21 protein-coding genes are annotated in these 23025 nt (G+C 70.1%); 10 read left to right on the top strand and 11 right to left on the bottom strand.

All coding sequences use genetic code 11. The features are described 5' to 3' along the window. Positions 1 to 5: 5 nt before the first annotated feature. Positions 6 to 1190: an MFS transporter gene (locus tag SSP08S_RS55390; protein WP_019068705.1), complete on the top strand. Its 1185-nt coding sequence runs from the start codon at positions 6 to 8 to the stop codon at positions 1188 to 1190. Positions 1191 to 1211: 21 nt separating this feature from the next. Here SSP08S_RS55390 and SSP08S_RS16405 read toward each other — a convergent pair whose 3' ends face one another. Continuing rightward, on the bottom strand, positions 1212 to 2390 hold the full coding sequence (locus SSP08S_RS16405; RefSeq protein ID WP_019068704.1) for a hypothetical protein: 1179 nt from the start codon (positions 2388 to 2390) through the stop codon (positions 1212 to 1214). 131 nt (positions 2391 to 2521) lie between these two features. Then, the gene (locus SSP08S_RS16400; RefSeq protein WP_019068703.1) at positions 2522 to 3100 is read right to left on the bottom strand and encodes a TetR/AcrR family transcriptional regulator; all 579 of its coding nucleotides are present in this window, start codon (positions 3098 to 3100) and stop codon (positions 2522 to 2524) included. A 92-nt stretch (positions 3101 to 3192) separates the two neighbouring features. On the opposite strand from SSP08S_RS16400, the gene SSP08S_RS16395 reads away from it, so the two are divergent. Beyond that, the gene (locus SSP08S_RS16395) at positions 3193 to 3639 is read left to right on the top strand and encodes an anthrone oxygenase family protein (protein WP_019068702.1); all 447 of its coding nucleotides are present in this window, start codon (positions 3193 to 3195) and stop codon (positions 3637 to 3639) included. Here the strand turns inward: SSP08S_RS16395 and SSP08S_RS16390 are convergent. Further along, positions 3632 to 4045, bottom strand: a complete 414-nt coding sequence (locus SSP08S_RS16390; protein ID WP_019068701.1) for an ATP-binding protein — start codon at positions 4043 to 4045, stop codon at positions 3632 to 3634. The genes SSP08S_RS16395 and SSP08S_RS16390 overlap by 8 nt on opposite strands. Positions 4046 to 4157: 112 nt before the next feature. Here SSP08S_RS16390 and SSP08S_RS16385 point away from each other — a divergent pair, with 112 nt between their 5' ends. Further along, a complete protein-coding gene (locus tag SSP08S_RS16385; RefSeq protein WP_019068700.1) occupies positions 4158 to 4976 on the top strand; it encodes a helix-turn-helix domain-containing protein in 819 nt (272 codons plus the stop codon). Next, positions 4976 to 5251 (top strand): DUF397 domain-containing protein, encoded by a 276-nt coding sequence (locus SSP08S_RS16380; protein ID WP_019068699.1) that lies wholly within the window; start codon positions 4976 to 4978, stop codon positions 5249 to 5251. The genes SSP08S_RS16385 and SSP08S_RS16380 overlap by 1 nt, the downstream gene beginning before the upstream one ends. Here the strand turns inward: SSP08S_RS16380 and SSP08S_RS16375 are convergent. From SSP08S_RS16375 to SSP08S_RS16365, 3 genes are read right to left on the bottom strand one after another with little or no spacing between them, the layout of a single operon-like run. Then, positions 5232 to 5981, bottom strand: a complete 750-nt coding sequence (locus tag SSP08S_RS16375; RefSeq protein WP_019068698.1) for an ABC transporter permease subunit — start codon at positions 5979 to 5981, stop codon at positions 5232 to 5234. The two genes, SSP08S_RS16380 and SSP08S_RS16375, sit on opposite strands and share 20 nt — an antisense overlap. Further along, positions 5978 to 7516 (bottom strand): DUF1349 domain-containing protein, encoded by a 1539-nt coding sequence (locus SSP08S_RS16370; protein ID WP_019068697.1) that lies wholly within the window; start codon positions 7514 to 7516, stop codon positions 5978 to 5980. The genes SSP08S_RS16375 and SSP08S_RS16370 overlap by 4 nt, the downstream gene beginning before the upstream one ends. After that, on the bottom strand, positions 7513 to 8454 hold the full coding sequence (locus SSP08S_RS16365) for an ABC transporter ATP-binding protein (protein WP_019068696.1): 942 nt from the start codon (positions 8452 to 8454) through the stop codon (positions 7513 to 7515). Before SSP08S_RS16365 ends, SSP08S_RS16370 begins: the two co-directional genes overlap by 4 nt. A 944-nt stretch (positions 8455 to 9398) precedes the next feature. Here SSP08S_RS16365 and SSP08S_RS16360 point away from each other — a divergent pair. Then, entirely contained in the window at positions 9399 to 10490 is a 1092-nt protein-coding gene (locus SSP08S_RS16360) for a sensor histidine kinase (RefSeq protein WP_245607892.1), read from the top strand. Further along, complete coding sequence (locus tag SSP08S_RS16355) at positions 10487 to 11146, top strand: response regulator (RefSeq protein WP_019068694.1); 660 nt, start codon at positions 10487 to 10489, stop codon at positions 11144 to 11146. Before SSP08S_RS16360 ends, SSP08S_RS16355 begins: the two co-directional genes overlap by 4 nt. Before the next feature lie 6 nt (positions 11147 to 11152). Here SSP08S_RS16355 and SSP08S_RS16350 read toward each other — a convergent pair whose 3' ends face one another. Continuing rightward, complete coding sequence (locus tag SSP08S_RS16350; protein WP_158697173.1) at positions 11153 to 11716, bottom strand: hypothetical protein; 564 nt, start codon at positions 11714 to 11716, stop codon at positions 11153 to 11155. Between the two features lie 55 nt (positions 11717 to 11771). Further along, complete coding sequence (locus tag SSP08S_RS16345) at positions 11772 to 12842, bottom strand: FUSC family protein (protein ID WP_158697172.1); 1071 nt, start codon at positions 12840 to 12842, stop codon at positions 11772 to 11774. 62 nt (positions 12843 to 12904) lie between these two features. Here SSP08S_RS16345 and SSP08S_RS16340 point away from each other — a divergent pair, with 62 nt between their 5' ends. After that, positions 12905 to 13324 (top strand): MarR family winged helix-turn-helix transcriptional regulator, encoded by a 420-nt coding sequence (locus SSP08S_RS16340; RefSeq protein WP_019068692.1) that lies wholly within the window; start codon positions 12905 to 12907, stop codon positions 13322 to 13324. A gap of 88 nt (positions 13325 to 13412) precedes the next feature. Here SSP08S_RS16340 and SSP08S_RS16335 read toward each other — a convergent pair whose 3' ends face one another. After that, a complete protein-coding gene (locus SSP08S_RS16335) occupies positions 13413 to 13979 on the bottom strand; it encodes a TetR/AcrR family transcriptional regulator (protein WP_019068691.1) in 567 nt (188 codons plus the stop codon). Positions 13980 to 14077: 98 nt separating this feature from the next. Here SSP08S_RS16335 and SSP08S_RS16330 point away from each other — a divergent pair, with 98 nt between their 5' ends. Together SSP08S_RS16330 and SSP08S_RS16325 are read left to right on the top strand one after the other, a co-directional pair. Beyond that, positions 14078 to 15529 (top strand): aldehyde dehydrogenase family protein, encoded by a 1452-nt coding sequence (locus SSP08S_RS16330; RefSeq protein ID WP_019068690.1) that lies wholly within the window; start codon positions 14078 to 14080, stop codon positions 15527 to 15529. Positions 15530 to 15700: 171 nt separating this feature from the next. After that, positions 15701 to 16486: a S1 family peptidase gene (locus tag SSP08S_RS16325; RefSeq protein ID WP_019068689.1), complete on the top strand. Its 786-nt coding sequence runs from the start codon at positions 15701 to 15703 to the stop codon at positions 16484 to 16486. A gap of 70 nt (positions 16487 to 16556) precedes the next feature. Here the strand turns inward: SSP08S_RS16325 and SSP08S_RS16320 are convergent, their stop codons facing one another. Then, positions 16557 to 17900 (bottom strand): hypothetical protein, encoded by a 1344-nt coding sequence (locus SSP08S_RS16320; protein WP_026178544.1) that lies wholly within the window; start codon positions 17898 to 17900, stop codon positions 16557 to 16559. Positions 17901 to 18007: 107 nt separating this feature from the next. Further along, positions 18008 to 21019 carry a glycoside hydrolase family 3 protein gene (locus SSP08S_RS16315; RefSeq protein ID WP_019068687.1) on the bottom strand — a complete coding sequence of 1004 codons (3012 nt, stop codon included), beginning with the start codon at positions 21017 to 21019 and terminating at the stop codon, positions 18008 to 18010. Between the two features lie 134 nt (positions 21020 to 21153). Here SSP08S_RS16315 and SSP08S_RS16310 point away from each other — a divergent pair, with 134 nt between their 5' ends. Then, complete coding sequence (locus SSP08S_RS16310) at positions 21154 to 23022, top strand: ricin-type beta-trefoil lectin domain protein (protein WP_019068686.1); 1869 nt, start codon at positions 21154 to 21156, stop codon at positions 23020 to 23022. Positions 23023 to 23025: the final 3 nt, after the last annotated feature.

The raw sequence follows: 23025 nt of genomic DNA, 5'->3' as shown, positions 1-23025 counted from the left end.
GCGACATGTCAAGGAACAAAGCGATCACGCTGCTCGCCGTCGGCCATGCCTGTGTGGACATCTACCAGGGCGCGGTCGCCGCGCTCATCCCCTTCTTCGTCGCCGAGCGCGCCTACAGCTATGCCGCGGTGTCGGGCATCGTGCTCGCCGCGTCCCTGCTCTCCTCGGTGGCGCAACCGGTGTTCGGCCTGCTCACCGACCGACGGGCGATGCCGTGGATCCTGCCGCTGAGCACGGTCCTCGGCGGACTCGGCATCGCGCTGAGCGGCCTGACCGGTTCCTACGGGCTCACCCTGGTGTTCGTGGCCGCGTCCGGTGTCGGGGTCGCCGCGTACCACCCCGAGTCCGCCCGGGTCGCCCGGCTCGTCAGCGGGGGCAGCCACAGTGCGATGGGCTGGTTCTCGGTCGGCGGCAACCTCGGTTTCGCCGCCGCTCCGCTCATGGTCACCGGCGTCGTCGCCACCGGCGGCCTGCGCCTGTCACCGCTGCTCGTACTCCCCGCCCTCGCGGGCAGCACGCTGTGCCTGCCGGTGCTGCGCGCGCTGGAGAGGACCGGGGAACACGGCGCTTCCGGCAAAGCGGTCGAGGTCGGCACCGACGACAAGGCGTCGTTCGTACGCCTTTCCCTCTCCGTGGTCCTCCGCTCCATAGAGTTCATCGGCCTGAGCACCTTCGTCTCCCTCTACGCCCAGCAGCGCATGGGAGGCGGTACGGCGGCCGGGACCGTGGCGTTGTTCGTCCTCTATCTCGGGGGCGCCCTGGGCTCCGTGGTGGGCGGCAGTCTCGCGGGCCGCTGGGACCGGGTTACGGTCGCCCGCTGGTCGTACGTGCTGACGATCCCGGCGATCGCGGGCACGGTGTTCGTCCCCGGGCCCGCGTTCTACGTCTTCGTGGCGCTGGCGTCGCTCGCGCTCTACGTCCCCTTCTCCCTGCATGTCACCCTCGGCCAGGACTACTTGCCCACCCGCGTGGGCACGGCCAGCGGGATCACGCTCGGCCTGACCGTGAGCATCGGCGGCATGGTCACTCCGCTGATCGGCACGATCGCCGACGCGACGTCCTTGCGGACGGCTCTGACCCCGCTGATCGTGCTGCCGGCGTTGAGCTGGCTGTTGTTCCGAGGGCTGCCCGAACCGACGCCCCCGCGGCGGGTGTTGACGGCGCGGGAGGCGACCGGCGCGGCTGCGTGAGCCGACCGGCGCCGCGTCGGGTCAGACCCGCTCCCGCGTCCACGGCGGGCGCACCCGACTGCCGGTGTCGGCACGGACCGTGCGCGCGTCACGGCCGACGTGCCTGTTCATCGCCGACCGCAGCCGGTGCTGGAACGTGAACCCCGGCGCGGGTCCCGACTTCGCCGGCCGGTCCCGCACATCGGCCTTCGTGCACAGCAGGTCCCACACCCGGTCCGGGCAACCCCCGTGCCGCCAGAGGAAGTCGCAGTACGGGATGTGCGCGATCTCCAGGTTCAGCCAGCCGTCCTTCTTGAGCACGCCCTCCCACTCGGACTGGCGGAGCTTCAGATAGCCGTGCCGCCGGCCGGACTTGTCGACGCTGGTGACGCCGAGCACGCGGACGAATTCCGGGGTGTGCTCCAGCACGAGCACCGGACGTTCCTTGAAGTTGTTGTCGTCGTGGGTGAGTTCGGCCGTCCACACATCGCCCACGGCCGGCGGCCAGGACTTCACTCCGGGAGGTGCGGGCGCGGCCGGCGGTCCGGTCCGCAGCCAGGGCACCAGGCGTACGGCAGCTGCCACCGCGCATCCGGCGGACACTCCCACCGTCGACCACCACAGGACGGCGAGCAGCAGCGCCCCCGCGGTGGCGTGGTCCGGGTCGGGGACGAGGGTGCCGCCGGCGCGGTCGATCCAGTAGCCGGTCACGACGGCCAGGAGCGCCTTCCGCAGCGCCGACCACAACAGGACCAGCGGGAAGTAGCCGTGGTCCACCGTGCGCAGCAGACCCAGCACGGCGGCGGCCGTCGCGTAGACCACGGTCAGCCCGGCCATCGCCTGGTTCCCGATCCCCGTGGCCACGAGTTCCATGACGCCCGCCACGACACCGCAGAGGCCCACCGCGCGTGCCGCGACCAGCAGGCGGCGCCCGTCGAGCCGCTGGGGCGCCACCATCCGGACCATCGGGCGGGCCACCAGCACGCACACCCCGAGCATCCCCACGCAGATCCACGTGTTCCTGGTGCCGGTGAAGCCGACCCGGCTCACCGTGAACATCAGCACCCACATCACCCACGAGCCGAGCCCCACCGCGAACGGCGCCCACCCCAGGAACTCGGGTGCCAGCCGCTTGGACCTCAGCCGCGGCAGCTGCACCCCACCGATGAGCGACGCGCTCAGACCCACCAGAAGTACGGCCCCCGCCAGAAACTCCTGCACATTTCCTCCCCCGTTCTCGACGCTGGGAGCAGCATGGGCAGGCGACCGGCGTGCCGGGCGTCGTTTCGTTCTTCCGCGCCCGCACGCCTTCCGGTCTGGTAAAAGGACGGGCTGCGGACTCGCGGCGAGCGTCAGACCACGGCGAGCCGGTCCACCAGTAGCCGGGTCCTTCGCTCGGCGTCGGCCGGAGGCAGGCGGCCCGCTCGGGTCAGGGTGGCCAGGCCGTGCAGGGACGCCCAGAACACCTCGGTGAACAGGCCGGGCTGGACGCCTTCCCCCGCGACCGCGTCGAGGTTTTCCAGCAGGGCGGCGAAGGCGTCCTTCATCGGCGCCGGGGTGTCCTCCTGGGCGAAGGCCAGGCCGCCGTCGAGCTGGAACATCGCGTCGTAGACCGCCGGGTTGCGTTCGGCGAAGTCGAGGTAGGCGCGGGCGAGGGCGGTGGCCCTGGCGTGCGGGCCCTTCGCCGCGGAGGCCGCGGCCCGCAGCTCTACGGCCATCTCGGCGGCGCCCTGGAGGGCTACGGCGCCGATGATCTCGCGCTTGCCGCGGAAGTGGCTGTAGAGGACGGGCTGGCTGTACTCGATGCGCTCCGCGAGGCGGCGGGTCGTGACCGCGTCCCAGCCCTGCTGTTCGGCGAGTTCGCGGGCCGTCGCCAAGATGAGGCGCTCGCGGCCCGCCCGTTCGCGCTCCTTGCGTTCCTGTACCGACATGATTCGATCCTAGCACCGCTAGACATTCGAGCGGCAGTAGGTCTAGCGTTGCCTCATCGGCTAGCAACGCTAGAAAAACGAGGAGAGTCGTGATGCTCACCGCACTTGAGGTCTTCACCACCGTGGTCGTCGGCGTGATGGTCGGGGTGGAGTTCTCCGTCGCCTTCGTCATGAACCGGATCTTCAACGCCCTTCCCGACGACAGCGGCCAGCTCGCCCGCGCCCACGGGGGCCGGATGCTCGGCGCCGTGATGCCGTTCTGGTACATCGGCTCGCTCGTCCTCAGCGCGGTCTGGGCCGTCGCCGGCTGGCACCACTCCGGCGCCGGCCTCGTCGTCACCGCCGCCGCGCTGCTGATCGTGAGCGTGGTCATGTCGATCCTGCTGCTCGTCCCGATCAACAACCGGGGCAAGACCTGGACCCCCGAGAACCGGCCCGCCGACTGGAAGGAGCAGCTGAACCGCTGGGACCGGTACCACTACGTCCGCGTCGCCGTCATCGTCGCCGCGTTCGCCCTGCTGGCCGCGGCCCTCACCTGAGCGCGAACTCGCACCACACGACCGTGCCCGGGTCCCGTTGCCCCACCCCCCACTTGTCCGACAGCACGGCGACCAGCATCAGGCCCCGCCCCGACTCCGCGTCCAATTGCCGGTACGGCGTGCGGATCTTGCGGAGTTCGGTGGTGCCGCTGTCGTGGACCTCGAGACGGAGGACTCCGTCCGGGTGCAGCGACAGGTGTACGGCGAAGCCCCGGCCGGGCGGTACGCCGTGCAGGATCGCGTTGGTCGCCAACTCGCTTACGCAGAGCAGCGCATCGTCCGTCCGGTCCGTGACCGACCAGGACGTGAGCGTCTCCCGGGTGAAGTCGCGGGCCAGGGCGACCGATCTGCGGTCCCGGCGGTAGAACGCCTCGCGGGTGTGGCCTTGTTGGAGTTGTTCATTCACGGGACCACTGTCACAGGGAGTCACTACCGTGGGTCAGTGAGTGAGGTCGTAGTTCGTTTTCCTACGACCCCACTACGACGTCTTCGGGTGTGCGCGGGGGAAAGGGACACGCATGCAATCGGCGAAGAGGCCTAAGAAGGTCGGCACTTGGGAAGCGGTGGGTGGGCTGGTCGCCCATTTCCGGAGGAAGGCGGGGTACACGCAGGAGCGGTTCGCCGAGATCGCGAATCTGCACGTCGATACGATTCGGTCGATCGAGCAGGGGAGGCTTGCGCTCCAGGACTATCGGGCGGTGGAGTTCGATGAACTGCTCGGTACGGGTGGGGCGTTGTTCGCGCTGGTCGACAAGTTGCCGGTGCGGGAGCGGATGCCCGCGTTCGCGCAAGGCCTTGTCGACATCGAGCAGGTGGCCGTCAGCATCCTCTCGTATCAGACACAGATGATTCCGGGTCTGCTCCAGACAGAGGACTACTGCCGAGCCTCCTTCGAAAGCCGCTTCCCGCGATTCGAGGACGAGACAGCGGAGCAGTGGGTGTCCTCTCGTATGGAACGGCAGAAGATCTGGCAGCGCAAGCAGCCGCCGTTCGGTCACTTCATCCTGGAGGAGTCGATCCTGCGCACGGCCCTAGGCGGGCCGGAGGTCATGAGGGAGCAGATCCGCAAGTTGCGTGCGGACTGCGATCTGGTTCACATGGGAATCCAGATCATGCCCATGGGGCAGGTTCCGCACGCGGGACTGGCGGGACCCATGCTGCTGTTGGAGACTCCCGCCCATGAGCACGTGGTCTACCTAGAGGTGCAGCGCGCGAGCTTCCTGATCGACGATCCGGATGAGGTCAGCGTCTATCAGCTGAAGTATGGAATGCTGCGGTCACAGGCCCTCTCTCCGCACGAGAGTGCGTGCCTCCTGGACAGACTGCTAGGAGAGTAATGAACACCGCAGCACGGCAGCCCCTCCTCCTGGACGACCTGGCGTGGTTCAAGTCCAGCTACAGCAGCAACGAAGGCGGCGACTGCCTTGAAGTCGCTTACGCATGGCGGAAATCCAGCCATAGCAGCAGCGAGGGCGGCAACTGCATCGAAGTCGCCGCCCACCCCTCCGCCATCCACGTCCGGGACTCCAAGGTGACCGCCGGTCCCATCCTCACCGTCGCCCCCGGCACTTGGGCCGACTTCCTCTCCACCGTCACGCATCCCTCAGCCTGAACCACACTCCCCCGGCCCCCAACAAGCCCACCGCATACGCCGCCAGAACCCCCAGCCCCGGCCACGGAGCGATCGCCAGCGCACCCAGGTTCTTCGTCGCCTGGATGGACAGGCCCGCCGGCATCGGGGCCCAGCGTTGCAGACGGTGTTGCCAGGTCGGGGAGTTGACCAGGTGGGACAGGATCGGGACGACGTAGAGGATGCCGAGTCCGAGCGTGATCGAGCCTGCCGTGTCGCGGAGCAGGGTCGCCAGGGACAGGCCCAGGAGTGTCACCAGGACGAGGATCAGGATCGAGCCCGTCGCCGGTCGGAGCAGGGCGCCGTCCGGCGGGGTCGGGAGGATCAGGCGGGCCAGGCCCAGGGAGGACAGGACCCCGACCGCTCCCGCCACCGCCGTCAGCAGTGACAGGACCGCCGCCTTCGACGTCAGTACCCGCCATCTGCCCGGCATCGCGGTGAGCGTCGTACGGATGGTGCCCGTGCTGTACTCCGCGCCGATCGACAGGGCGCCGAGGACCAGGCAGATGGCCTGGCTCAACTGGACGCCCGACAGGGTCAGTTTGGTCGTGTCCGCGTTGCAGGGTGTCGGGCAGATCCTGGTCGTGACCGACGAGGCCGCCGCCGCGCCGAGCGCCGCCGTGAGGACGACCGTTGCCGCGAGGAGCCACCAAGTGCTGGGCAGGGTACGGAGTTTGGTCCACTCGGCGTGCAGAGAACCCAGCCACCTCACGCGTCCCGCCTCCTTACCGTCCAAGCCGCCAGCAGGAGTGCCGCCAGGGTGTAGGCGACCAGAACCGCCAGGCCGTTGTACGGGGTCAGGGGGTAACAGCCGTTCTCCGGGAGGCAGTTGTGCTGGACCTGGGGGTAGTACTTCTTGCCCTGCTCGATCGCGAAGGCCGCTGCCGGGGTGACTCGTAGGAGCCATTGCGCCGCGGGGAGCGGGAAGGCGAAGGAGAGGATCTGCGGGAGGACCACGAGGACGACGACCGTGGCGATGGTGCCCGCGCTGTTGCGCAGCACCACTCCTATGGACAGGGCGAGGACCGCCACCAGGGACAGGAGTGCCGCGCTGCCCACCACCGCCCGCAGGGACGGGTTCTCCAGGAGGGACAGGTCGGGGAACTCGGGGGGCTTGAAGCCGTTGGAGCGCAGGGTCCGTTGGGCCCAGGTGAAGCCGACTGCCGTGGCCAGCAGGCCTGTTGTGAAGGTGATCGCCGCGATGACCGTGGCCTTCGCCGCCAGTACCTTCAACCGGGACGGGGTCGCCGTGAACGTCGTACGGATCAGGCCCCGTTTGTACTCGGTCGATACGAAGAGCGTGCCCAGGGCGGTCATGAAGAGAAGGCCGACGAATACTCCCTGGAAGCCCATCTGGACCAGGTCGGGGCTGTTCTCCTGGGGGGCGATGTCGCCCTGGCCGGTGAGGGTGTAGGTGCCGGTCGGGGACACCTGGGTGGTGTTCGGCGGCACGTTCCCGGCGTTGGGATCGTCCGCGCCGGCCGCGCCGATGTCCGTGCTGGTCCAGCCCGCGCCGGTCGAGGTGCCCTGGAGCGTGAGGTGGTCGAAGGTGCCGGTGACCGTGGTCCGGCCGGACCGCGCGCTCGTGCCGCCGAAGGAACGCTGCACGACCTCATGATCGGGAGTCCCCAGCAGCAGCCCCACCTGAACCGTCCGCCCGAGCCCCCCAACCCCCACCTCCCCAAGCTGTGTCCATTTCTCACCGTCTACCGACGCATAGCCGGTTAGTTTTCCCCCCAGCCTTTTCAACCGTAGCCACTGCGGAGCCTTGCCCAGATCGCTGCTCGGGCCGGCCGTGTCATGCGTGAAGTCCCACTGCATGCGGACGCCATGGCCCGGGGTCGCCACCACCGCCGCGTACGCCGACCCCTGCTTCAGGCTCGACTTGACGATGATCCCGGCCTTCGCCCAGGGCTCCAGCGCCTCGCCGTCGTTGCTCTTCAGACCGGTGACCCGGACCGTGAGCGTGCCGTCACCGGTCAGCGAACGGTGGGTGAAACGGAACGAATCGTTGACCACCTCGCCACCGGGCCCGAGGACGATCGGCGGCCCGCCTCCCGTGACGGACCCGCTCGCACCCATCTGACTGATCCCGACCACGACCACGGCCGCCATCCCCAGCACCAGCAGCCAGGCCCTGACCGTCCAGAACTTCGTCCACTCCGCCCGCATCAGCCGCCCGAAGCCGGCCCGGGCAGGGTGCAGCGCCGAACGGTACGGCGCGGGCGTCCTCGTCGGCGCCGTCATCGGTTCACCTCGTCCGTCCCGGCGGGCGTCGACGTGAACTCGACCGCGTCCCGGGTGAGTTCCATGTACGCCTCCTCCAACGAGGCCCGATGCGCACCCACTTCGGCGAACGGGACGCGAGACACGGACAGCAACTCCACAACCCGCTCGGCAGGCAGCCCGGTCACGGTCAGCAGGTCACGGTCGACGACGGCCACCGTGCCGCCCTCCCGGGCGAGCAGTTCCATCGCTTCCGTACGACTGCTCGTCCGCAGCCGCACCCGGTCGCCGGAGGCCGCCGCGAGGAGGTCGGCGACCGCGGTATCGGCGATAAGACGGCCCCGGCCGATAACGACCAAGTGGTCGGCCGTGTCTTCGAGTTCGCTCATCAGATGGCTGGAGACGAGGATCGCCCGCCCCTCGGTGGCGAGGTGGCGAAGGAGGGCACGGATCCACTGAATGCCTTCGGGGTCCAGCCCGTTGACCGGTTCGTCGAGCAGCAGGACCGCCGGGTCACCGAGCAACGCGGCCGCTATGCCGAGCCGTTGGCGCATACCGAGCGAGTAGCCCCCCGCCCGCCTCCGGGCCGCCTGCTCCATGCCGACCTGTTCGAGCACCTCGTCCACGCGACGCATCGGCAGCCCGTGCGAGTTGGCCAGCCAGCGCAGATGGTCACGGCCCCGCCGGGCCGGATGCAGCGCGGCGGCGTCCAGCAGCGCGCCGACCTCCAACAGCGGTGTGCGCAGGGCGTGGTAGGGCCGCCCGCCGATCAGCGCCCGCCCCTCGTCGGGGGTGTCCAGGCCGAGCAGAGACCGCATGGTGGTGGACTTGCCCGCACCATTGGGACCGACAAATCCGGTCACCGTACCGGGCTCGACCCTGAAGGAAAGGCCGTCGACCGCCAGGGTCCGACCGAACCGCTTCCGTAAGTCACGGACTTCGATACTCGCGTCACTCATGCTGAGCGAGGCTAGGGGCACGTCCCACACGGCGTCGTCACGCCCTGGAGGTCCCTCACGAGGGGGACGCCGGACGGCCCGGGGGCCGACACAATGACTGGGTGGGCGTGGAGGGTTCGTCGGATGCGGAGGGTCCGGGTGCGGATGGTTCGGCACCACCGGAAAACGCCGTCGTCGTGAGCGCCGCCGCGGCGGGGAGACCTGGTCGGCCAGTGACGGTCCGGGGACCGGGCGGCGACTCCACGCCGGCTCAGAACCCGGACCAGGACTCCACACCGGACCGGAGCCCGGACCGAGACCTCGGGACGGACCGGGGCCCGGACCAGGACTCCGTGCCGGATCGAGACCCGGACCAGAACACCGCGCCGGGTCGGCACCCGGGACGGGACCCCGTGACGGTTCAAAGCCTGGACACGGATCCCGGGACGGATCGGGACGCGGACCGAAACCCCAGGACGCATCACGAGCCGCACCAGGACCCCAGGACGGTTCGGGGACCGGGTCGGGACTTCCCACCGGATCAGGACCCGCACCAGCACTCCGCGCCGGATCGAGACCCGGACCAGGACTCCGCGCCGGGACGGGACCCGGACCAGGGCTCCGCGCCGGGACGGGACCCCGTGACGGTTCAAAGCCTGGACAAGGGTCCCGGAACGGATCGGGACGCGGACCGAAACCCCAGGACGCATCGCGAGCCGCACCAGGACCCCAGGACGGTTCGGGGACCGGGTCGGGACTTCCCGCCGGATCAGGACCCGGACCAGCACTCCGCGCCGGATCGGGACCGGGACCAGGGCTCCGCGCCGGGTCGGGACCCGGGCCGAGACCCCGGGGCGGGTCGGGGAACGAGCCGGGAGCGGCTGGTTGTCGTGGGGCGCGCGGGGGTCGGGGCCGTCTCGCGGCGGGCGGTTTTCGTCGTGCCTGTCGGCCTGGCCGTTCTCGCGGTGTCCGAAGTCCTTCTGCGCAGCCGCGACCTGGCCGGAGGATTCGCCGCGCTGCTGTTGCTCGCGCTCGCCACCACCGTCCCGCTTCCCTTCGTCCTCGGGACCGGGAGCGGGCGGTTCGCCCGGAGTGGTGCGGCCGTCGCGATCAGCGCGGCCTGCGTGCTGTCACTCGTGCCCTTCGGGATGCTCACCGTCGGCGGGGTCGTGGCCCAGCTCGTCTGCGTGTATGTGCTGGGGCGGGCCGGGGCCACCGCGCTGGGCGGGCTGTTCGTCCTGCCGTACGTCGTGATCGCGCTGGCCGGTCACGAGGACCCGACGCGGATCGTCGCCGTCCTCGTGGCGACGCTCGCCTCCGCCGCCGCGGCCACCGGCATCGCCCACCATGTGCGCAGCACCGCCCTCGCCCACAGCGTCACCGAGCAGGCCTTCGCGGACACCCTCCTCGAACACGCCGCCCGGGGCGAACGGGCGCGTATCGCACGGGAGTTGCACGATGTCGTCGCGCACCACATCTCGATGATCGCCGTCCAGGCGGAGACCGCCCGCCTCACCACCCCCGGGCTGCCGCCCGAGGGCGCCACCCGTCTCCTCGCCATCGGCGACACCGCGCGCACCGCGCTGACCGAGATGCGGCGACTGCTCGGCGTCCTGCGCGAAGACGCGCACACGGGCGTCCAGCGGCGGCCACAGCCCGGTCTCCGTCAACTCATGGAACTCGTCGACGAGTCACGGGACGCGGCCGGTTCCCGCACCCGCCTCATCATCAGCGGGCCGGTCACAACGCTCGACCCCGGTATCGAGGTCACCGCGTACCGCATCGTGCAGGAAGCCCTCACCAACGCCCGCCGGCACGCACCCGGCGCCGCCGTGGACGTGGAACTCCGGTACGGGGACAACGACTTGGCGGTGCGCGTCCGCGACAACGGGCCCGGACAGCCCGCCACCCACAACTCCGGCCACGGACTGCTCGGCATGCGCGAGCGCGCCGCCACCGTGGGCGGCACGCTGCGCACCGGACCCGCCCCCGGCGGTGGATTCCTCGTCGAGGCCCGTCTACCCGTCAACCCAGACGACGAGGAGGCACCGGCATGACCATCCGCATCGTCGTCGCCGACGACCACGAACTCGTCCGGGCCGGCTACGCCGGACTCCTCGCCACCCAGGCCGACTTCACCGTCGTCGGCACGGCCCACGACGGCGCCGAGGCGGTACGCGTCTGCCGCGAACAACTCCCCGACGTGGTCCTGATGGACGTACGCATGCCGGTCATGGACGGCATCGAGGCAACGGCGAGGCTCCAGGGCCCGGACGCGCCACGCGTACTCGTCCTGACCACCTTCGACCTCGACGAACACGTCTACGACGCGCTGACCGCCGGGGCGAGCGGCTTCCTGCTCAAGGACGTGACGGCGGAGCGGCTCTTCGACGCGGTACGGGTCGTAGCGGCCGGCGAGGCCCTGCTCGCGCCCGCGATCACCCGCCGTCTCATCTCCGAGTTCGCCCGCCAGCGCCCCCGGACCGCCCCTGTACGCACCGCACTTGACGCCCTCACCCCACGCGAGACCGACGTCCTGCGCCTCCTCGCGGAAGGCCTGTCCAACCCGGAGCTCGCCGCCCGCCTGCACGTCGGCGAGGAGACCGTGAAGACCCACGTCAGCCGCATCCTGTCCAAACTGGGGCTGCGGGACCGTACCCAGGCGGTGGTGACGGCGTACGAGACGGGGCTGGTCGTGCCGCGGAGCGGGTGACGCGGGTCAGCGGGCGCATGCCCGGTGGATATCGTCGTCGATCTGGTCGAACTGGGCGTCGGTGGGTACGAGTCGGGCCTTCGCGTAGCCGCGCGCGTTGCGGACGGTCAGGTAGAGGAGCGGAGTGCCACGCGGCGGGTGGGCCAACTGGCAGGTGCACACGGCGGCTTGGCCGTCCAGCAGGCGCACCTCACCAGGGGCGAGCGTGGTGCCGGCCAGCGTGTCGACGAACAGGGTCAGGTCGTCGTAGCCCTCGTCCGTCGTGACGAGTCGCACGGAGGAGGTCGCGGTGACCCGGAAGGTGATGCCGAAGTACGGGCTGCCGACCACGGGCGGGCTCACATGCAGGATGGTGATGCGGGTGGCGGCGGCCGGGTCCGGTGGCACGGGCGGCGGACGGCTGGCGAGGAGATAGCCGACCAGCGCGGTGAGAACGACCACGGACGTCGAGACCGCGACCGTCACACGCGACCGGCGTGACAGTGCTCTCCAGCGCTGTACGAGCAGGGGCCGGTCGGTGCCGAGGACCTCCACGGTGTTCCGGTCGTCTCCCTCTGGCGGAGTCACCATGACGAGAGCATAGGAGTCGGGTCAAGCCGATCGAAATCGGCCAACCGCCCCTTCTTCAGGCATCACTTGGTCGTACGTCGAGCCGTGCCGCCGGCGCCCTCCTGCGTGCCACCGGCAGCAGCCACCACGCCGACGCCACCGACAGCACCGCGCCGACCGCGATCCCTTCGAGCCGGGTGGGCAGCAGGTGGAGGGCGTCCTGGCCGAAGTAGCCGAGGAGGAGGGACAGGGCGCAGGTCATTCCGGCTGCCCAGTAGGCGTAGTTGAGGGGGCGCAGCCACAACGCGACCGTGAGGACGGCGAACATCAGCGCCACGGAGGTGTCGCCGGTGATGCCGATCGACGCGATGCCCGCCGCCAGCAGGGTGCCGATCGTGGCTCCGGCCAGGCGCTCAACCCCCTTGCGCAGTACGTCCGTTCGGCCCCGATTGCCGCTCGCGGCGACGTACGCGGTGAGGACCACCCAGGGCCAGTGCTCGTCGAAGAACAGCCGCCCCACGACGAAGGCGGCGGCGATCCCGGCCGCCATCTGGAGGGCCATGCGGGTGCTGGGGCGGGGGTGGAGGCGGGAGCGGCTCGGTGGTTGTCCGGGGTCGGGTTCCGCGCGCCAGGGCCGGGGGCCGAACCGGTCCCCCAGCCCCTGCACCAGCCACACCACCCCGCACGCCAGCGCCCCGACCAGAGCCGACCAGCCCCAAGTGACCAGCCCGCTCTGCGCCTTGGGCGGCAGCGCGGGGCCCGGTACGACGAGGAGGGCGACCAGCGGGAGAGCCAGCAGCGTGCCGGCCTTCGTGGCGACGGGGCCGTAGCGGCGGATCCAGATGGCCAGCGCCATGCCCGCCGTGTAGACGGCGGCGCCGAGTGTGTAGTGGGAGGCCAACAGCCTGCCGAGGAAGATCGAGGCTCCGGCCGTGACCGGCAGCAGGACGAGTGCGGTGAGCCTCCGGCGCGTGTCGGCGGTGCGCTGGGTGGAGGACAGGGTGAGGGTCAGGGCGACCGCGAGGACCAGTACGTCCGTGTGCAGTCCTGCGGCGCCCTCCAGCCAGAGGGCGGCGCCCCAGGAGAGCAGCACGGCGGTCATCGTCAGGGCCGCTTCGTACGCGTTGCGTATTAGTTTGGCGGTCACTATCACTACGGTAGCTGGCGTTTCGACCGCTGGATAGTAAGTTTGCGCGTACGATATATCGCATGGATCATCTCTCCGAAGCCGCCCGGATCCGTCGCGGTGTCGTACGGCTCAACCGGCGGTTGCGACAGGAGCGCGGCGACGGCGGGCTCACGCTCAACCAGCTGATCGTGCTCGGGCATCTGCACCGGAACGGGTCGGCGACGCCGGGTGAGGTGGCGGTGGCTGAGCGGCAGCGGCCTCAGTCGCTCACGCGGGCCTTCGGCGAGCTGGAGGCGGAGGGGTTGATCTCGCGTGAGCCGAGTGCGGTGGATCGGCGGCAGTCCGTGCTCACGCTCACGGCAGCCGGGCGGCGGGCGTTGGACCGGGACATGGCCGAGCGGGATGTGTGGCTGGCGGGGGCGCTGGGGTCGTTGAGTGAGACGGAGCGCGGGGTGTTGGAGTTGGCGGGGGCGATTATGGAGCGGCTGGCAGGTCGTTGATTTGTCTGCGGGCCGGTGGGGGCTGGTCGCGCAGTTCCCCGCGCCCCCAAGGGAGTTGCCCTGGCCGGAGCTACCAGCGCAACGCCTCTTAGGGGGTTGCCATGCCTCGCCACAGCAAGTCCGTCAGGTCTGCGATCTGGGCGCCCTGGTCCTCGTTGGGGTCCAGGAGGAGTAGGCCGCCCAAGCCCCGCATCACCGTGCGCGGGTTCAGGTCGGGGCGGACCGTGCCTGCCTCGGCGTTGACCCTCAGGAGGGCTGCCAAAGCGACGGTGACCTCGTCGTAGGCGCGGTTGTAGACCTCGGCGCCGGTTGCCGCGGCGCGGAGGGCGTCGCCCAGGCCGCGTTTTGTCGCCATGTAGTGGGCCAGGTGGTCGGTGACCCAGACGCGGAAGGCCTCCTGGGGCGGGTGGGTCTCGATCAGGGTCGGCACGATCTCGATGAGGTTGCGCACCTCGGCCTCGTAGACCGCGAGGACCAGCGCCTCGGAGGTCGGGAAGTGCCGGTACATCGTGCCGACGCCGACCCCGGCCGCCTTCGCGATGGCGTTGAAGGAGATCTCGCCCGACTCGGCCAGCGCCCGCTCCGCGGTGGCGAGGATGCGTTCGCGGTTGCGTCGGGTGTCCGCCCGGCGCGAGCTGATGGGCTCCGTCGTCATGGTCAGAGGGTACTTTCTTGTGGAGCGGATAATTATCCGGTACGTTCCAAGGGCTGGTGCGGATAATTATCCGCTCGCTGGGCGAGGAGAGGGTCACCATGAACACATCCACCCCTGCGGGGAACTGGATCGACGGCCGGTGGAACTACGGCGGCGAGCTCCACGAGTCCCTCGACCCCTCGACGGGCAGGGCGGTCGGCGCCTTTCACTCCGCCGGCGGCAAAGAGGCGCGGGCCGCGATCACAGCAGCGCGGACGGCGTTCGACACCACCGGTTGGTCGCGGCCGGCCGAGCCCCGGGCACGGGCGCTCGACGAGTTCGCGGACCGCGTCGAGCGTCGTAGGGAAGAGCTCGGGCGCATGCTCTCCCGGGAGACCGGAAGGCTCCTCCGGGAGACCCGGATGGAAGCCGAGATGGCCGCGCGCCTGCTGCGCCTCAACGCGGCCCGGGCGCGGGTCCAGACCGGCGGGCAGGCCCTCGAGCAGGCACCGGAGACGTACTGGCACGCCGTACCGGAACCGGCCGGCGTGGTCGGGATCATCGTGCCGTGGAACGGGCCGATCCTGCTCGCCGTACGCGCGATCGGGCCCGCGCTGGCGGCGGGCTGCACGGCCGTCGTGAAACTGCCCGGACAGACCGCGCTGACCAACGCGCTGCTCGCCGAGACCGTGGCGGAGACCGCCTCCCTGCCGCCCGGGGTGCTCAGCCTCCTCACCGAGACGGGCAACGAGGTCGCGCCGCTCCTCGTCGACTCGCCCGAGGTCGACGTGCTGAGCTACACCGGCAGCACCAGGGTCGGCCGGCTGGTGGCCGCCGGGGCGGCGGCCAGGGTGAAGCGGACGACGCTCGAACTCGGCGGCAAGACACCGCTGTTGATATTCGACGACGTCGACATCGACGCCGTCGTACCGGTCGTGGTCCGGGCCGCCACCGTCATGAACGGCCAGTACTGCGCCACCGGGTCGCGTGTCCTCGTGCACCGGGCCGTGGCCGACGAACTCCGCACCAAGCTCAGCGCCGCGCTGCGTTCGGTGCGGGTCGGACCCGCCGACGACCCGGACACCCGGCTCGGCCCGCTGATCGACAAGGCCGCCGTCGCCCGGGTGGACCGCCTCGTCGAGGAGGCGGCCGCATACGGGAAGGTGCTGGTCCGCGGAGGCATCCCGGACGACCCCGAACTGCGCGACGGCGCCTACTACCGGCCGTCCCTGATCGAGACCGGCGACGTCGACGTACCCCTCGTCCAGGAGGAGGTCTTCGGCCCGGTGCAGACCTTCGAGGTCTTCGAGGACGAGGCCGACGCGATCCGGCGGGCCAACGCCACCGACTTCGGCCTCGCCGCCTCGGTCTTCACCGCCGACGACCTCCGGGCCCGCCGGGTCGGCCGCGAACTGCGCATGGGCGAGGTCTGGTTCAACGCCCACAGCATGACCACCTCGCAACTGGCCGGCACACCGGTCAAGCAGAGCGGCTACGGCAGCTTCGGCGGTTCCGCGGCCCTGGAGCAGTTCCAGGTGATCAAGAGGTACGGCACCCGTCGTCTCGGGTGAGCGCACTGCCGGGGCCGGCGGATGGCCAGAACACACCCCTTGTGCGGACGTTCACAGGGTTCACATAATCCTTCAACAGATTTGACCAGCCCATGTCAGAAATTGGGCATTTCTTTGATGCCCTGGATTGACATGCGCGCGTCATTCCCGCCCCCCACGGAAGGCATCACGTTGAAGAAGCTCCTCACCGCCCTCAAGAGATGCGCGGCCGTCGGCGCCGCCGCCCTCGCGATCGCCGGCCTTCAGCCCGCCTCGGCCGCACAGGCCGCCCCCACGCCCGTCGTCGGCGGAACCACCGCCACGCAGGGCGAGTTCCCGTTCATGATCCGGCTCTCGATGGGCTGTGGCGGTGCGCTCTACACCCAGCAGATCGTGCTCACCGCCGCGCACTGCGTGAGCGGGACCGGGGCCAACACCAGCATCACCGCCACCGCGGGTGTGGTGGACCTGCAGTCCACGACCGGGCGGGTCCAGGTCAAGTCGACGTACGTCTACCGGGCACCCGGTTACAACGGCAACGGCAAGGACTGGGCGCTCATCAAGCTTGCCTCGCCCATCACCACCCTGCCGACGCTGAAGATCGCCACGACCACGCAGTACAACACCGGGACCTTCACCATCGCCGGGTGGGGTTCGGCCAGTGAGGGCGGGGCTCAGCAGCGGTATCTGCGCAAGGCCACCGTGCCGTTCGTCAGTGACGCGACCTGCCGGTCCTACAGCGGGTACAGCGGGCTTGTCGCGAGTGACGAGATCTGCGCCGGGTACGCGGCCGGTGGGGTCGACACCTGTCAGGGCGACTCCGGTGGTCCGATGTTCCGCCGGGACAGCGCCAACGCCTGGATCCAGGTCGGCATCGTCAGCTGGGGCATAGGGTGCGCCCGCGCGAACGCGCCCGGCGTGTACAGCGAGGTGTCCACGTTCGCCTCCGCGATCGCGTCGGCGGCGGCTTCGCTCTGACGTACGTCCTTCTTCTGCGGGTCCGGCGCGCATGTGCGCCGGACCCGTGTTTCTCGCCCCCGCAGCTCGCTCAGAACCCGCCGCCGAAGTCCCCGCCGCCGCCTCCGTCCCCACCCCCGCCGAAGTCCCCTCCCCCGAAGCCGCCGCTGAAGTCGTCGGGGTCGAAGTTCGCGCCGGAGACATCGCCGCCGTCGTAGCCGCCGCTGCCGAAGTCGCCGTAACCGGTGCCGTAGTCGGAGGCGTACGACGGGGTGGCCATCATGCTGCCGAGCAGCGTGCCGACGAGCAGGCCGGGGAGGAGGCCGCCGCCGAAGTAGCCGCCCGCCCAGGGGCCGTAGGCCGGGCCCGCGTCCCAGTAGGGGCGGCGGCCGTAGTCCGTGTCGACCTCGCGGATCATCGGGTCGCGGCCGTCCGCGAGCCGGGCCTGGTCGGCCGCGCAGACCGGGACCTCGCGGGGCGCGCCGCCGGCCGGGGTCCAGGTGGCGTCGGCCACCGAGGGGCCGTGGCGCGGGTCGAAGAAGCAGGGCGCGCGGCGCTCGGGCAGCGGGCGGCCCTCGCGGCGGGCGGCGAGCTGCGCGAGCGAGAAGCGGCCGTCCTCCAGGGCCTGGGTGACGGCCCGGACGTCCTCGGGTTTCGTGGCCGCCGCCATGTACGACTTCGCCTGCTCGTAGGCGTCGAGGGCGCGTTCGTAGTCGGCGCGCATCGCGTCGTCGGCGCCCTGTTCCGCCGGGTGGAAGTCGAGGCGGTCCAGTTCCTCGCCGAACGCGGTGATGTCCTCGTCGACCACCACCCGCAGCTTGTCCAGGGCGGCCCGCTGCTCCTCCAGCCTGCGGCGGCGGGAGCGCCGTACGAGGGTGTACGCCCCCGCGCCACCGGCCACCAGGACCCCGCCCGCGACGATCAGCGCCGTACCGGAGACGCCGTTGTCACTGGAGGAGCCGCCCCAGGACGCGGGTGCCGAGCCGCCCATGTTGGCGAGCGCGCGGTCGGTGAAGTCGGTGAGCTGGGTCTTCGCGTCCTCGCCCTGCACGCTGGCGACCAGGTTCTTCACGGCCGCGTTCGACAGGACCGAGGAGTCCGCGCGGGCGTCGAAACGGTCGCCGAGGCGGATCGCGTAGAGGCCGGTGATGCCGGTGGCGGTGCGCACGTCGGAGAAAAGGTTCGCCGTCGGGTAGCCGGCGGGGAGGACCACGACGAACACCGGTTTGTCGGCCTTCTTGATGCGCTGCGCGAGCGCGTCGGCGGACGGCAACGCGGACGCAGAAGGGTCGACGTAGACGGGCCCCTCGCGCAGGGCGTTGCCGATCGTCGAGACGCCGGTGTCCGCGCCGGCCGGGGACGCCATGGTCAGCGCGGTGAGGAGCAGGGCCACGAGCAGCCCCGGGAGGCTCCGGCTCCGAGCGACAGCCTTCATAATCCGACGCTAGCGGAAGCGCCCTGAAGGGGCGCGGGGAACTGCGCGCCCAGCCACGACGAAGCCGCAGCCGACCGACAGCCCCCGCGCCCCTTCAAGCAGCGCACTCACGCCGCCTTGTACGCCTCCTCCAGCTTCTTCACGGCCGCCGCGTACTTCCCGGTCAGCAGCAGATGGTCCGCGTCGGCGAACGGCTTCGACACCGCCGCCGTGATGTTCTGCCCCACCTTCTGCTGCACGATCAGCCGCGCCTGGGTGACGAGCGCCTTGCCCGTCGCCGCCGAGCGGGCCTTCGCCGCCGCGGCCTCCAGCGCCTTCAGGGTGGACGCGCCACCCGTCGGGGCCTTCGACACGGTCGTCAGGCCCCAGCCGTACGGGAACTGCGGATCGTACGTCGTGTCGCCCACGTTGATCGGCAGCTGGGCCTCCGACTTCGGCCAGGTGACCGGGAGTTGACCGGTGAAGGAGCGCTTGCCGTAGAGGACGTCGGCCACGCCGTCACCCTCCGTGCCGGGCAGCCAGGAGGCCACCAGGGCGTCGATCCTGGGCAGTTGGTCGCCGATCAGCTGCGGGCGCCCGGAGACGATCAGCACCGCGCACTTCATCGCCGCGCACACCTTGTCCACGGCTGCCTGGTCGGCGGGGGTGAGGGTGAGGTCGTTGCCGTTGCCGACATCGCCCACGCCCTCGGCGTACGGGGTCTCGCCGACCACGACCACACCCACGTCGTAGCCGCCGGTCGGGGCGGAGGCGTCCTTGGAGTACGTGACGTCACCGCCGGCGTTCTTCATGCCCTGGAGGATCGTCGTGCCGGTGGTGTTGGTACCGGACGAGCCCTGCCAGGTGATGGTCCAGCCGCCGGTCTGGTTGCCGAGGTCGTCGGCGTTGGAACCGGCGACGTAGACCTTCTGCGACTTCTTCAGCGGCAGGACGCCACCCGCGTTCTTCAGCAGCACCTGCGACTCCGCCGCCGCCTGCCGCGCCACGGCCCGGTGTGAACTGGACCCGATCTGCGCCGCGTTGCTCGTGTCGGCGTACGGCTTCTCGAAGAGGCCGAGCTTGAACTTCTGGGTGAGGATGCGCGATACGGCGTCGTCGATCCGCTTCTCGGTGACGTGGCCCGCCTTCACCTCGGCGATCAGCGTCGAGCTGAAGTCCTTGTAGCTGTACGGGACCATCATCATGTCGACGCCCGCGTTGACCGCCGTGTCGACGTGGGAGGCGTAGTCGCCCGGGAGTTGGTCGATGGCGTTCCAGTCGCTGATGACGAAGCCGTCGAAGCCCATCCGGTTCTTGAGGACGCCGTTGATCATGTCGGCGCGGGCGTGCATCTTCACCGGGCCGAGACCGTCGCCGACGATGTCGAGCGAGGAGTAGGACGGCATGACCGTGCCGATGCCCCGGTCGACGGCCGTCTGGTACGGCGCCAGGTGGATGGCCTCCAGCTGCTGCCGGGTGACGGTGGTGACGCCCTGGTCGATGGTGTAGGTGCCGGTGGTGGAGGAGCCGTAGGCCGTGCCGCCGTCGCCGACGAAGTGCTTGGCGGTGGCGAGGACCTTGTCGTCGTCCTTCAACTGCCTGCCGTTCGCGGCGCCTTGGAGGCCCTGGATCATCGTCTCCATGGACTGCACGAGCGCCGGGTCCTCGCCGAAGGACTCGTAGGAGCGGCCCCAGCGTTCGTCACGGGTGACGCAGAGGCAGGGCGCGAAGTCCCACGGGACGCCGGTCGAGCGGACCTCGCTGGCCGTCACCGCGCCGGTTTTCTCGGCGAGTTGGGGGTCGCGGGTCGCGCCGATGCCGATGTTGTGCGGCATGATCGTGGCGCCGGCCAGGTTGTTGTGGCCGTGGACCGCGTCGACGCCGTAGATCAGCGGGATCTGGAACCGCGTTGCCTGCGCCCGGAGTTGGAACGAGTCGATCATCTTCGCCCAGGCGGCCGCCGTGTTGGGCGTCGGGGTCGAGCCGCCGCCGGAGAGCAGGGAGCCGAGGTCATAGGTGGCGATGTCGGCGCCCGTGCCGATCCCGCCGCGCTCGGCCTGGGTCATCTGCCCGGCCTTCTCCTCCAGCGACATGCGCTTCACCAGGTCGGCGACGCGCTTCTTGATCGGCAACTTGCTGTCCAGGTACGGCAGTCCGTGCGCGTCGATGACGACCTGGGGCGTCTCGGCCGGGGCCTTGGCGCCGGTGACCGTGAGCTTCAGCGGGATCGTCTCGGCGTTCTCGGCGGACTTGTCCTTGAGGGTGCGGACCGTGACGGTCTGCGTGGTGCCGGACGCGGTGCCCGCCGGGAAGGTGAGGGTGCCGGAGACCGGGGTGTAGTCCTTGCCGGAGGTGGCGGTGCCGCCGTCGGACGTGTACGCGACGGTCACCGGGTCGTCGATCGGCGCGGAGCCGGTGGTGGCGACGGTGACCTTGACCGTGGCCGTACCGCCCTCCTTCACCGGGTAGACGGCCGAGTCGGTGGTGACGTTCGCGCGCAGCGACTGGTCGGCCTTGCCGTACAACTCGACGTCGTCCATGGCGAATTGGCTGTGGATGCCGACCGGGAGGGTGACCGCGTAGCCCCACATCTGGGTGAGGCCCAGGACGTGGTCGATGCCGCCGACGGGCTGGTAGTCCGTGCGGTAGACGAAGTCGGTGAACGGGATCTCGATCTGCTTCCAGCCCGTGAAGTCGTCCGTGAAGGACGTCGTCCACAGCTCGGAGGCCTCGCCGTTCGCGCCGCCGTCCTTGATCTCGAAGTTGCTCGACTTGCCCGTGTTCTGGCCGTCCCACCAGAAACGGATGCCCTGATGGGCGGACCAGTCGTGGGCGGGCTCGGTCGCGGCGAAGTCGTGGGTGAAGCCGCCGTAGCCGCTGATGTCGTAGGTGCCGGTGAGTACCTTCGCGCCCTCGGGGGCGTCCGGTCTCGCGGTCAGGGCCAGCTGGGGCGGGTCGTCGTTGTCGCTGCCCCAGGTGAAGATGCCCTCGGCTGGCTGGCTCGCGAAGGGCACCTCGCCCTCGAAGCGGTCGACGGGGGTGGGGGCTGGGTCGGCGGCGGCTGCCGCCTGGGAGACGGCGGCCGGTGACAGCAGCGCGGCGCACAGGGCGGTGGAAACGAGCAGGGCGGTTCTTGGCATGGACCTTCCCTCGGCTCTGGAGCTCTGGTTCACTCTGGGTTCGCACAGTTCACTCATGACTTAGATCACGCCGTGAGTTAACTAACGGCCCGCAGACCCGTCAAGACGTCTCGTCAGGAAGGGCTAACGCATCCATGTCCAGGAGAACCCCCCGCACGGCCCGGCTGCTGCTCGCCGGGCTGCTCTCCGTGGCCGGCTTCACCGCGGCCGTACCACCCGCGCACGCGGCCGGTGAACAGGTCACGGCCTGGCTCACCACCACCGACGACGCCGCCGGACGCCATGTCACGCGCGGCCTCCAGGCCCAGACTCCGTTCGCCTTCTCGTCCGGGACGGGCGGCAGCGGCGAGAACATCACCGTCGACGAGAACACCCGCTACCAGACCTTCACCGGCGGCGGCGCGTCCTTCACGGACACCGCGGCCTGGCTGATGAACAGCAGCGGCGCGCTGTCGGCGGCGACCCGCAACGCGACCATGACCAAGCTGTTCTCGCCGACGGACGGGATCGGGCTGTCGTTCCTGCGCAACCCGATGGGCGCCTCCGACCTCGCCCGGTACGGGTACACGTACGACGACGTGGCCTCCGGCGCGACCGACCCGAACCTCACCTCCTTCTCGATCGCGCACGACCTGGCGGACGTGGTGCCGCTGACCAAGCAGGCGTTGAGCCTCAACCCCTCTCTGACTGTCATGGCCTCGCCATGGACGGCGCCCGCGTGGATGAAGGACAGCGGCTCGCTCAACGGCGGCTGGCTGAAGTCCGAGGACTACGGCGCCTACGCCAACTACTTCGTCAAGTACCTCCAGGCGTACAAGGACCAGGGCGTTCCGGTGTCGTACGTGACGGTCCAGAACGAGCCGACGTGCTGTTCCGGGTACCCGTCGATGAGCTGGAACGCGTCCGGGCTGGCGTACTTCACCAAGAGCGAGCTGCTGCCCAAGCTCAACGCGTCCGGCCTGACCACGAAGGTCCTCGCGCACGACTGGAACTGGGACGTGTACGACTCGTACGCGGCCTCGACCGTGGACGACGCCGCGGTGCGTTCCAACCCGAACTTCGGCGGGATCGCCTGGCACGGCTATGGCGGTGACGTCACCAAGCAGACGACGGTCCACAACCAGTACCCCACCCTCGACGCCTTCGGCACCGAGCACTCCGGCGGCACCTGGATCGCCAACCAGCAGCGCGAGGACATGAACAACATCATCGACTACACCCGCAACTGGGCGAAGTCGGTCACCAAGTGGTCGCTGGCCGTGGACCAGAACATGGGCCCGCACAACGGCGGTTGCGGCACCTGCACGGGTCTCATCACCGTGCACAACGGTGACGGCGCGAGCGGGACCGTCGACTACACGGTCGAGTACTACACGATGGGCCAGCTGACGAAGTTCGTCCGGCCGGGCGCGCAGCGGATCGCTTCGACGGCGTCCACGAACGTGCCGAACGTGGCGTGGCGCAACCCGGACGGTTCGAAGGCGCTCATCGCGTACAACGACGCGTCCACGGCGAAGACCGTCACCATCAACTGGGGTGGCCAGCACGCGACTTACTCCCTCCCCGGCAAGACCTCCGCGACCTTCACCTGGACGGGAACGCAGTCCGGCGGAGGCGCCCAGACCGGTGCGTTCGTGGGCCTGGCGAGCAAGTGCCTTGACGTGGCCGGTGCTTCGACCACCAACGGCACCGCCGTCCAGCTCTACGACTGCAACGGCTCGACCGCCCAGCAGTGGACCGTGGGCACCGACGGCACGGTGCGCGCGCTCGGCAAGTGCCTCGACGTGACGTCGGCTTCGACCGCCGACGGGGCCAAGGTGCAGTTGTACGACTGCAACGGAACCGCCGCGCAACAGTGGTCGTACAACTCCACGACCGGTGATGTGGTGAATACGGCGGCCAACAAGTGCCTTGACGTGACGGGCAATACGTCGACGAACGGGACGCGCGCGCAGATCTGGACCTGCACAGGAGCCGCCAACCAGAAGTGGCACTTGCAGTAGGCA

Source organism: Streptomyces hokutonensis (assembly GCF_000376565.1).
Lineage (GTDB): Bacteria > Actinomycetota > Actinomycetes > Streptomycetales > Streptomycetaceae > Streptomyces > Streptomyces hokutonensis.
The sequence above is the reverse complement of the archived record's forward strand: the minus strand, read 5'-3'. Positions and strand labels throughout refer to the sequence as shown.